This window comes from Anaeromyxobacter sp. (assembly GCA_016718565.1).
Lineage (GTDB): Bacteria > Myxococcota > Myxococcia > Myxococcales > Anaeromyxobacteraceae > JADKCZ01.
In genome coordinates this window covers 783,700-794,108 of sequence record JADKCZ010000018.1, presented here as the reverse complement: position 1 = coordinate 794,108, position 10,409 = coordinate 783,700, and the positions used below count along the sequence as shown (strand labels likewise).

General features: G+C 72.9%; 8 protein-coding genes. All 8 read right to left on the bottom strand.

From position 1 onward, the window contains the following. Positions 1 to 3,555: 3,555 nt before the first annotated feature. Positions 3,556 to 3,759 (bottom strand): hypothetical protein, encoded by a 204-nt coding sequence (locus IPO09_22425; protein MBK9520025.1) that lies wholly within the window; start codon positions 3,757 to 3,759, stop codon positions 3,556 to 3,558. 58 nt (positions 3,760 to 3,817) lie between these two features. Then, on the bottom strand, positions 3,818 to 4,159 hold the full coding sequence (locus IPO09_22420) for a hypothetical protein (GenBank protein ID MBK9520024.1): 342 nt from the start codon (positions 4,157 to 4,159) through the stop codon (positions 3,818 to 3,820). A gap of 31 nt (positions 4,160 to 4,190) precedes the next feature. Beyond that, positions 4,191 to 4,427 carry a hypothetical protein gene (locus IPO09_22415; GenBank protein MBK9520023.1) on the bottom strand — a complete coding sequence of 79 codons (237 nt, stop codon included), beginning with the start codon at positions 4,425 to 4,427 and terminating at the stop codon, positions 4,191 to 4,193. A gap of 837 nt (positions 4,428 to 5,264) precedes the next feature. Next, complete coding sequence (locus IPO09_22410) at positions 5,265 to 6,410, bottom strand: transposase (GenBank protein ID MBK9520022.1); 1,146 nt, start codon at positions 6,408 to 6,410, stop codon at positions 5,265 to 5,267. A 106-nt stretch (positions 6,411 to 6,516) separates the two neighbouring features. Next, a complete protein-coding gene (locus IPO09_22405) occupies positions 6,517 to 7,377 on the bottom strand; it encodes a hypothetical protein (protein MBK9520021.1) in 861 nt (286 codons plus the stop codon). Then, on the bottom strand, positions 7,374 to 7,940 hold the full coding sequence (locus tag IPO09_22400; protein MBK9520020.1) for a sigma-70 family RNA polymerase sigma factor: 567 nt from the start codon (positions 7,938 to 7,940) through the stop codon (positions 7,374 to 7,376). Before IPO09_22400 ends, IPO09_22405 begins: the two co-directional genes overlap by 4 nt. 161 nt (positions 7,941 to 8,101) lie before the next feature. Beyond that, positions 8,102 to 9,034 (bottom strand): fasciclin domain-containing protein, encoded by a 933-nt coding sequence (locus IPO09_22395; protein ID MBK9520019.1) that lies wholly within the window; start codon positions 9,032 to 9,034, stop codon positions 8,102 to 8,104. Between the two features lie 253 nt (positions 9,035 to 9,287). Beyond that, positions 9,288 to 10,382 (bottom strand): transcription termination factor Rho, encoded by a 1,095-nt coding sequence (rho, locus tag IPO09_22390; protein MBK9520018.1) that lies wholly within the window; start codon positions 10,380 to 10,382, stop codon positions 9,288 to 9,290. Positions 10,383 to 10,409 lie beyond the last annotated feature (27 nt).

Here is a 10,409-nt window from a genome sequence, read left to right as displayed (position 1 = left end):
CGGCAGCAACACCGGGCCGCCGTCGAGCAGCCGCCAGAGTACCGCAGCCGGCGCTGCAGGTCGCGCTCGCCGTTCACCATGGGGATGCGGACGCGGGTGGCTGGGAAGCCGGCCGCGGCCGGCAACGCCTCCTCGCAGGTCCGCATCCCGCGCCGTAGTCCCTGCCACGGTCGAAGGGGCCTGCGGGGCGCCGGCATCACCGAACCGGACATCGGCGTCCGCCTCGGTGTCCGACATCGACGCCCCTGGCGCACCAAGTGAACCTGCCCGGTGGAGATGGGGACGTAGTGGCCGCAGCGCCCGGCCAGCGCCGCCGTGGCGCTCTCGTCGTCGGCGCCGGTGAAGGCCACGAAGTCCACCACCGCGTCGAAGGGCGGCCGCCGAGGGAGGCCTGCCGGGTCGCCCGTCCGGTCGCCGACCAGCCCGCTCACCCGCCCGCCGAACGGGACCGGGTGGTGGCCGCGGTGGTGACCGGTGGCCGCCCGCCAGGCGCCGCCAGCCGAGCAGGGGGCCCACAGACAGTTCCCGCCGATGAGGAGGACGTGCATCGGGTTGTCCCTGGCCCGCCACGGCGTAAAGGTCAGGGGGCAGGAGCGACCGAGGGCGACGGTTCCGGACGTCCGAACCAGCACGTTCACCGGCCGAGGGCGCCCAGGGCCGCTCGGGGCGCTGGTGAAGCCGTCGTCACCGGCCTCGGCGGCGCAACCAAGGCGGAGCTCCAGGCTGGCAGTCGCCCAGCGATCGTTCCAGCGCCGCCGCTCCTCAGGGCGTCAGGGCCGAGCTCGTCGAGAAGCGTCGGGTCAGCCAAGGAGGACGCCGGCGACCGGGCCGGTGGGGAGGGGCATGGCGCATCGCCCTCGACGCTAGCGGTGCCAGCCCGACGCGGGGCAGGATGCGCCCCGTCGTCTCCCCTTCCTCGGCACCGGCCTCCTCGGGGGCAGCTTCGTGGCAGAAGGCCTTGCGCCGCCGCGGCAGCCGGTGCAGGTCTGGAACCGCACCGCGGCCAAGGCGCCGCGCTGGCCGGGTGGGGGCGATCCCGTGCGCCGACCCGGCCGCGGCGGTGCGCGGCGCGGCGCGGGTGCTCACGCTCTCCGGCGGCGCGGCACGGTGGACGAGTGCTGGAGGCGGCCCGGCCTGGCGGCTTCCGGCGGCGGCGGGTGGTGACCACAGCGCCACCTCGGCCGCCGGCACGGCGCGCGGGCGAGCCCCGGTGGGCGGCGCGCGGCAATCACCTTCGCAGCGCCGGTCTTCATGGGACCGGTCAACGCGCTGGAGGGACCGGCCTCATGCTGGCCTCCGGCGATCGCGCGCCCGCTTCGACGCTGTCGCCGGCGCTGCGGCCGATAACCGGCGCTCTCACCTGGGTGGGGCCGCAGGAGGAGCGGGCCGCGGGCCTCAAGCTCATCGGCAACCTCTTCCTGGTGGCCATGACCATACGGCCTCATCGACGCTGGCGCTGGGCAAGGCGCAGGGCATCCCACCCGCCGAGGCCGGCGCGCTCTTCGACCTCTTCAACCCGGGTGCGCTGGTCCCGGCGCGGATGAGCGGATCCAGCCCGGCGGCTTCGCCAACCCGTCCTGGGAAGCTCGGCATGGCTCGCAAGGACGCCCGGCTCATGCTGGAGGCCGCGGCGGCCGGGGGTGCCGCTCACCGCCATCGGCCGGCCATCGCCGCCCGGATGGACGAGTGCTGGCCTGAGGGGCACGCCCGCTCGGACTGGACCGTGCTCGCCAGGACCTCATCCGGTGAGCGGCAACGAGCGCCCCGACCTCTGCGCCGACTGCGGCGGGCAATGCTGCCTGACCCGGCCAGGCCTCAAAGGCGCCGGGCGCTTCCTCGAGGCCCGCTCCCGTCGGGGGAGGGCCGGGGTGAGGGGGCCTCCGTGGCCTCGAGCGACCCCGCAGCGGCCCTGGCCGCCCTGCTCCTCACCGGTGACTGGGTGCTGGCCGAGCACGTCGGCGTGCCCTGGGTGGACGGCGTGGAGCCGCCCGAGGGCGACCGGCGCCGGATCATCCGCTACCCGCGTCCGGCCGCTGCTCGAGCGCGGCCGAAGCGGAGCCCCGCGGGACGCGCTGGCGCCCTGCGTTCCTCAGCGAGGTCGGCTGCCGCATGGCCTTCGACGACCGCCCGCGCGTGAGCCGGGCGCTGGCGCCGTCGCCCGGCTTCGAGTGCGAGGCGACTGGGGCCAGCGCGAGCCGGCGCTGGCCTGGCTGCCGCACCAGGGGGGTGGGTGGAGGAGGCGAGGGCGAGGGCGGCCCGACGCTGAGGCCGCCCGCCGGGTCAGGGAGGCGTACACTGCAACTGGCCGAGCCCCCAGGGCAACTCCCCCACGTCGGTGATCGCATCGGTGGCCAGGTCCGGCGGGTGGAGCTGCGAGCTCGGCTTCACCCTGAGACGTGGAGACAGGAGGCCGCCCTCCTCGACGGTCAGGGCGCCGAGGTGGTGTTGCTGCCGAGCGCCGGCAGCGTGCGGCTCTGGCCGGTGGCGAGGTCCACCTCGATGAAGGATGGGGGTATCCGAGAGTATGACCTTGTCGCCGCCGACGCTGAAGGCGCTCGAGAAGCCTGGTAGTTGCCGAGGACCCGGGGGCGCCGCCGGCAGCCAGCAGGTACCAGCCGGGTTGCTCGGCGTGAACACCTCGCCAGCGGGTCCTACGGCGAGGCCCTGGAAGGAGTTCTTTGTCGGTGAAGGGAGTCAATCAACGCGTCGGTCTGGTTTGTCGTAGATGCGGACACCGGGGTGCGTGACGTCTCAGGAACCCTCCCCGCCGGCGCGGACGCGAAGTCTTGGTCGTGCCGTTGGCCCGGAAACGTCCGTTGCTGCTGGCGGCCACGGGATCCTCGCTGTCGCCGCCGGCAGGTGGACCGGGCCGATGGCCCCGGTAGCGTCAGGAGTGGCCCATCCGGCCGAGGTGCCGTCGAAGACTGACGACCGTACCGATCAGGACGTTCCGCTGGCGCAAGTAGAGGCGCAGGAAGTAGCGCTCCGGGCCCGGTGACGCTGAGATCTCCGTCGGGCCGGTCGGCCCCCGATCTTGAACCCTGTAGACATGCGGGAAGCTACGCGATTCGTCCAGGACCAGCCGGGGCACGCCAAACTTCACCGGCACGGTGAAGATGGTGTTGCTGGCCGGCTGGACTCCACAACCAGGCCCCTTGCGCTCGATGACGACGTCGAAGGACCCGGTGCCGTCGGTGGGGAGGCCGAGGCCAAGCGCGTGCTGTGGAGGTCGATCGGGTAAAGGCGCGGCCGCGGCCGTGAGGATGTCCTGCGCGGCGTTGGCGTAGCGGGACTCGAGGACGCGGGTGGCGCCGGCGACCGCCGTGAAGGTGAGCTCGTCCTGCTCAGGGTCGCAGCCCCGAAGGAGGACTCGTCCGGCAGCGCAGCGTGGCGATGGGACCGGAGCTGGGCCAGCCGTCCAGGTCCGCCTCGACGGGGGGCACGGCCGGGGCCTGGTCGGGCGCGGTCGGGGGAGGACGTCGACCGTGGCGATCGGCGAGTGCCCGGCTCGCTCGGCGACCACGTGGAGCGCGGCACCGCCAGCGTGGGCGTCCATCAGGATCGCGACGCCGAGCTCGGGCGCGGCGCGTCCAGGATGCCGACCCTGCAGCCGAGCGAGGTCAGGATGGAGCTGTCCTGGTTGTCGTTGCAGAGCGCATAGGCATGCTTGCGCGCAGAGCCGATGAGCGCGCCACGTGCGGCCGAATCGCAGCGCTGGCCATCCTCGACGGCGCCAACGGCGTAGAGGAGCGAAGGCATCTCCGGAGTCGGACACCGACTCGAGCAGCACCTCCACTCACCCGGCTCGGTGGTGCGGTCAGAGGCGACGGACGACACCCCCCGGGGCGATCCTGGACTGGGGCGGCTGCGCGCGGCACCAGGGGCGTGCCTTCAGCCGGCCCGCCGCCTCGGCCGCCAGCCGCTTGGGATCCCTGCAGTTGCAGGCCACGATGGAGAGCCGATTGGCGGAGTTGTTCAGGTAGTCAGCCGTCCGATCGATCAGCGCGCTGGCGGTGGCGGCCCAGGCGTTGTTGGCGTTGCACCCGCCGCTGGCGATAGCGTCGACCTGGTTCTCCAGCCTGCCGAGGGTCAGCAGGTCCTTCAGCGAGTCGCGCGCCTGCCAGAAGCACTGCGGCTGGGGCTCGGCGGAGCGCTTCATCGCCCCTCCAGGCCCGTGCAGACGCTCCTCATCATGTCGTCGAAGAAGGCCCGCGCCGCGCCGTCCACTGGCCCTCGTCTGCGCCGAGGCGCTGCAGCAGCATGTTGGTCCCGATGGACAGGACCATGGCCTCCTGGACGAGCCCCTCCTCGAGCAGCCCGGAGAAGAGGGTCCGCAGCGCCGGCAGAAGGTCGTCGAGCGGGATGGAGGCGGCGTTCAGGAAGAAGCGGTTCCAGTAGACCGGGTCGGCGCCCGGGCTGGTCGCCACGGGGCCGCCCAGGTGGAGGCCGTGCGCCTGCCGCGCGACGGCGGCCGTGGGGGCAGGCCCGGTGTCGCCAGGCTGCCGAAGCCCAGCGAGGTCACCGCCGCCGTCAGCGTGCGGCCGTCGGGGCTCCGGACGGAAGGGCGTAGAACCGCTGGTCGGCGCCCGACGCGCGGGAGAACAGGGTGGCGTCGGCGTCGAAGGCGCCGCCGGGGATGGTCAGGGGTCACGGCGACGGGCTGACGGAAGAGCAGCCCTGGCGTGTCGAAGGCGATACGGAACCACTCGCCACGCTGAGCCGCCAGCGGCTCCACGGTCAGCGGGACATCGGCGATCAGCGCCCCTGCGAGCACCTCCAGGTGGAGCGTCGCTCCTTCGGGCGTGACCACGTCCAGCGCCCCCGGCCGCGCCGAGGACCGCGCTGACCGGCCCCGTGGGCGTCGGCGCGCCAGCCGGCACCACGCAGGTGCGACCCGAGCAGGCTCCGAGCATGCAGTCGGCGTTCACGCTGCACGACGCGGCCACGGCACAGCCGGCGCGGCAGGAGCCGCCGCAGTCCACGTCGGTCTCGTCCTGGTTCCGGAGCCCGTCGGCGCAGGCCGTGGCGGTCGGAGGGGGTGGGGGTCCCGGAGGAGGATGAGCACCCGCACCCACCAGCGTGAGCAGCGAGGGCAGCCAGTGCGATTCCGCCCCTGGCCCCAAAGCCCAGGAGTTCCGGCCCGGGCGGCGCGGCCCAGGTGAGGATCGGGGCCACCAGCTCATCGCCACCCTACGATCTTGGTTCGGACGTTGTGCAACCGGAAACACAGGTAACGCCCAGACCGGAGACATCGGTAACGGTGCTCAGGCGGCGATGAAGCCCAGTTCAGGGTGTGCGGTGTGGATCCGGCCAAGGAGCCGACTGAAGAAGTAGAGCTCGAAGCAGCCGTCTTCGACCTCGACGATGCCGACCCGTTCGTCCTCAAGTGCAGTGCTGATGAAGTAGGTCGTCCCGAGGAGGTGCACGTTGCCTCCTATCTTGAGCGTGACGGTGGAGTACCAGCTCGGATACTCCGGCACGGCGAGGCGACTCGGGCAGGCTCGCTTTGAACGGGTGTAGATCTTGCTGGGCGGTCGCTGCCGCAACGCTTCGTGCGGGCGCTCGTCGTTGTATTCGCGCTGGAAGAGGTCGAAGCGGTCTTGCTGCGCCTGCATGTCCTCGGCCGGAGGCTGAACGGTCTCCTGCTTGAGCGTCAGGTGGAAGCGCTCGTGACGGCCGTTCTGCTGGGGCTTGCCGGGATCGATACGCTCCAGCGCCACGCCGGCCTTCAAGATCTTCACGGCGAGCTTTGTGATGCCCAGCGTGCCCTTCGGGGCAGCCCAGGGCTGGCCGTTGTCGACGCGAATGGCCGCTGGCATGCCGAACTCGCGGAACGTCCTCACCAGCGCGGCCCAGACGTCTCTGGCGACCTCGTCGCCCGTCGCCTTCCCGGCATTGCAGCAAAGGAGGTACCGACTGAATCCGTCGGTGATGGTCAGCGGGTCGCATCGAACGCCATCGCCCAGGCGGAACCAGCCCTTGAAGTCCATCGCCCAGACTGCGTTGGGCTTGTCAGCGTGGCGAAGTGGCTCCGTACGAGGCTGCTGGTGGCGTATTCGCTTGCGCTCCATCACGAGCCCGCGCTGCTTCAGCAGTTCGCCGACCGTGCTTGGGGCCGGCACATCGAGGCCGAGCGTGTTCGCCTCGAGCCACGCGACGAGCTTCTTCGGGCCCCAGGTCGGGTGGACGCGACGCAGCTCGACCAGGCGATCGCGCACGGCCTCGGGGATGGCCCGGCTATTCGACTTGGGCCGGCGGGATCGGTCCACGAGTCCGGCGGCCCCCGAGGCCTCGAACTGATGCAGCCACTTGTACCCGGTCTTTGGCGCCACGCCGAACGCCGCACAGAGGCTGCTGAAGGTCGACCTGTTCTTCCGCTGCGCCAACACGAATCGGAGTCGCTCGCTCATCTGGTCAGCCTGGGCCCAGGGCATGGCCGAGACTGTTACCCATGTCTCCGGTCAGCCCGTTACCGATGTAGCCGGTCTGGACCACGTCCGAACTCGCCCGCCCGGCTCAGTTCGCCACGGCCGCCGCCAGCACGATCCGCTCGCGCCTCGACACCACCACGCCGCCGGGCCGCTCCACCGTGACCGCGAACAGGGTCGGCCGGTCCACCGCGACCGCCGCGTCGATGGGGACGACCACCTCGTCCCCCGCCACGTCGAAGACACCGCCGTCCACCGGGTGGGCCGCCTCGCGCGCGGCGTCGAAGATCCAGAGCTGGTACTGGGCGCGGACGCGGTCGTTGCGCTGGAGCCCGCGGATGCGCATGAAGCCGGCCTGGCGCGCCCCGCTCCAGACCACGTCGCCGGAGGCGCCCTGCGCCGCAGGGTCCTTGGTGGCCGCCCAGGCCACGGTGCGCGCGTCCGGGGCCTCCCGGAGCAGCGCCTCGCGCCGCGCCGCAGGGGAGGCACGGGCGGTGGCGACTGCACCACCAGCCGCTCCGTCTCCAGCACCTCGGGCGGGCGGAGCCAGGCCGCGCCGGCCAGGGCCAGGCAGGCGGCCGCGACGGCCCAGCCGCCCCATCGGAACAGGTCCGGGCGCGCCTTCCGGGGTGCCTGGGCCACGGGCAGGCGGCTCGACGACCCGGACCACGCCGGCCGGTCCGGCGATCGGTGCCACGCCGACCGGTCCAACGGCCGGCCCGGCGGCCCGCGCGGCGCCGGCGCTCGGCGCGGCGGCCAGCACCTTGGCCGCCAGCTCCGCCGGCATCGGCTCGGGCGGGATGGTGCCGAGCGCCACGGCCGCGGCCGCCAGGTCGAACCCGTCGTCGCCGGCGGCGCGCAGGCGCAGGAGCTCCGACGCCTCCTCGGGGACGAGCCCCTCGAGGGCGCGGGCGGCCAGCAGCTCGTCCTGTCGGTCCGGCCCGCTCATCGCTCGTCCTCCGGCGATACTCCCTCGTTCACTTCGCCCAGCAGGGCCGCCCGGATGCGCTGGAGGCCGCGCCGGGTGTGGGCCTTCACGGTGCCGAGCGGCATGCCGGTCTGGGCGGCAATCTCCTCGTGCGTCAGCCCCTGCGTCACCGACAGGCGCAGGACCTCCCGCTGCTCCACCCGCAGCCCCGCCATGGCCCGGACGGCCAGGCCGGCCTCGGCGCAGCGCTCCGCGTCACCCTGGACCGACGCCCCGGCCGCCTCGGCGAGGGGCAGGGTGGCCGGGCGGCGCAGGACCGTGCGGCGCCGGTCGATGAGCCGGCGCCGGGCCAGCATGGCCACGAAGACCTCCTCCGAGCCCCGGGCCGGGTCGTAGCGGGCGCCGTGGCGCCACAGGTCGAGGAAGATCTCCTGGGTGGCGTCCTCGGCGTCGGCGGGCGAGGGCGAGAGGCGGCGGGCCAGGGCCCAGACCAGCCCACCGAAGCGGGCCAGGCAACCGCGCACCGCGGCGTCGTCGCCGAGGGCGGCGCGGACCAGCATGGGGGTCTCCGGTGCGGGCGGCATGGCCGCACCGATATTGGCGTACCCGGCGTCAACGGCAAGGCCCCCTGCGGGCCCGCCCGGGACGGGCGCGCCACGCCAGGGGCCCGCGGCCGACGGCCGCTCCCTCCGGTGAAGCGGGCCCGGGCCGGGGCGAGCGCCGCTCCGGCCCGGGGAGGACCCGATCACGGGGCCGGCAGGATGACCTTGTCGATGACGTGGATGACGCCGTTGCTGGCGAGCACGTCGGTGGCGGCGATGCCGGCCATGCGCGCCCGGCCGTCGGTGATCATCAGGCTGGCGCTGATGCTGAAGGCCTCACCCTGCACGGTGGCGGGCTGGAGGCCGGGGACGATGTCGGCCTTGAGGGCCCGGGCGGCCAGCACGTGGTAGGTGAGGACCTTGGTCAGGAGCGCCGTGTCGGCCAGCAGCTCGGCCTTGCTGACGCCGAGCTCGGTGAGCAGCGCGGCGAAGGCCGCGTTGGTCGGGGCGAAGACCGTGAACGGACCGGGGCCGGAGAGGGTGCCGGCCAGGTCGGCGGCGACCACCGCCTCGACGAGGATGCTGAAGTCGGGGAGAGCCTGCGCCGTCTGCACGATGTTCTTGTCGGCCGGCAGGATGACCCGGTCGATGACGTGGACCACGCCGTTCGAGACCTCGAGGTCGGTGGTGACGATCCCGGCGGTCCGGTTGCGCCCGTCGGTGATGGTGAGGGCCGGGCCGGCGGCGTCGATCTTGAAGATCCCGCCCTGCTTGGTGGTGATGGCCTTGCCGGCCGGCACCTGGGCCTTCAGCACCTTGCCGTCGAGCACGTGGTAGGTGAGCACCGCGGTGAGCAGGGGCTTGTTGGCGAGCAGCTCGGCCTTGCTCACGCCGAGCTCGGTGAGCAGGGCGCCGAAGGCGGCGTTGGTGGGGGCGAAGACGGTGAAGGGGCCAGGGCCGGAGAGCGTGGTGGAGAGCTCGGCCGCCACCACCGCCTCGACGAGGATGCTGAGGTCGGGAGTGGCCTGCGCCGTCTGGACGGCGTTGAGCGGGGCGGGGTCGCTGGAGTCCCCGCAGGCGGTGAGGACCAAGGCCGACATGGCGAGCACGGCGAGGGGCTTCGAGAGGCTGGTCATGCTGGACTCCGTGGAATGGCGGTGCGCGTGATGCGCACGCCTGCCTCCCACTTCGCTGCTGGTCAGGCGCTGGACGCAGGCTGGACAAGCCATGGCCCACCATGGTCCTCCTGTCCACCCGATCACCGGCTGGACGTCCCGCCCCGCCCGGGATCCCGGCGCGGTGGAACCAGGGGGACCGGACGCACCACGGCCGCGCGAGGTCCACCTCTGGACCCGGCGCGGCCGCTGGGGTGCTGCGGCTCGTGGAGCCTCAGAACGAGTTCAGGAACTCGTCGTTGGTCTCGAACTCCTGCAGCTTCTTGAGGAGCCGCTCCATGGCCTCCACCGGCTTGAGCGAGGCCAGCGCGCCGCGCAGGCGGCGCACCTTCTCGATCTCCTTGGCGGAGAAGAGCTTCTCCTCCTTGCGGGTGCCGGAGGCGCCGATGTCGATGGCCGGGAAGATGCGCCGCTCGGCCAGCTGCCGCGACAGCACCACCTCCATGTTGCCGGTGCCCTTGAACTCCTCGAAGATCACCTCGTCCATGCGCGAGCCGGTGTCGATGAGCGCGGTGGCGATGATGGTGAGCGAGCCGCCCTCCTCGGCCTTGCGGGCGGCGCCGAAGAGCCGCTTGGGGCGCTCCAGCGCCCGCGAGTCGACGCCGCCCGTGAGGGTGCGGCCGGAGGACTCGACCTCCTTGTTGTAGGCCCGGGCCAGCCGGGTGATGGAGTCGAGCAGGATGACCACGTCCTTGCCGCCCTCCACCAGCCGGCGGGCGCGCTCCATGGCCATCTCGGCGGCGTGGATGTGCTCCTCGGCCGGCCGGTCGTTGGAGGAGCCGATCACCTCGCCCTTGATGTTGCGGCGCATGTCGGTGAGCTCCTCGGGCCGCTCGTCCACCAGCAGCACCGTCAGGTGCACGTCGGGCCGGTTGGCCGTGATGGCCTGCGCGATCCGCTGCAGCATGATGGTCTTGCCGGCCTTGGGCGGCGAGGTGATGAGGGCGCGCGCCCCCAGGCCGATGGGCGAGATGAGGTCGAGCACGCGGCCGACCAGCTCGTCGGCGCGGGTCTCGATGACCAGCTTCTCGGTGGGGTCGGTGGCGGTCAGGTTCTGGAAGCCGGTGCGCCGCAGCACCGCCATCGGATCGGCGCCCTCCAGGGTGTCCACCCGGGTGAGGGTCCGCTTCATGTTGCGGGTGGTGGCCTGGCCCTTGATCAGCAGGCCGGGCAGCAGGTGCAGCCGGTCCACCAGGTGGCGCGGCACCTCCACGTCGAAGGGCTGCGGGTTGTAGTTCTTCTTCGGGTCGCGCAGGTAGCCGTTGCCGCGCCCCTCGAAGTGGAGGACGCCCTCCACCTCCTCGGTCACCTCGGGCTGGGCGTTGCCGCCCGGCTG

Coding starts and splice junctions, on each gene's coding strand:
- IPO09_22400 (MBK9520020.1), bottom strand. CDS start 7,940: ATGCCGCCCGCACCGGAGACCCCCATGCTGGTCCGCGCCGCCCTCGGC.
- IPO09_22410 (MBK9520022.1), bottom strand. CDS start 6,410: ATGAGCGAGCGACTCCGATTCGTGTTGGCGCAGCGGAAGAACAGGTCG.
- IPO09_22395 (MBK9520019.1), bottom strand. CDS start 9,034: ATGACCAGCCTCTCGAAGCCCCTCGCCGTGCTCGCCATGTCGGCCTTG.
- IPO09_22405 (MBK9520021.1), bottom strand. CDS start 7,377: ATGAGCGGGCCGGACCGACAGGACGAGCTGCTGGCCGCCCGCGCCCTC.
- IPO09_22425 (MBK9520025.1), bottom strand. CDS start 3,759: ATGCCTTCGCTCCTCTACGCCGTTGGCGCCGTCGAGGATGGCCAGCGC.
- IPO09_22420 (MBK9520024.1), bottom strand. CDS start 4,159: ATGAAGCGCTCCGCCGAGCCCCAGCCGCAGTGCTTCTGGCAGGCGCGC.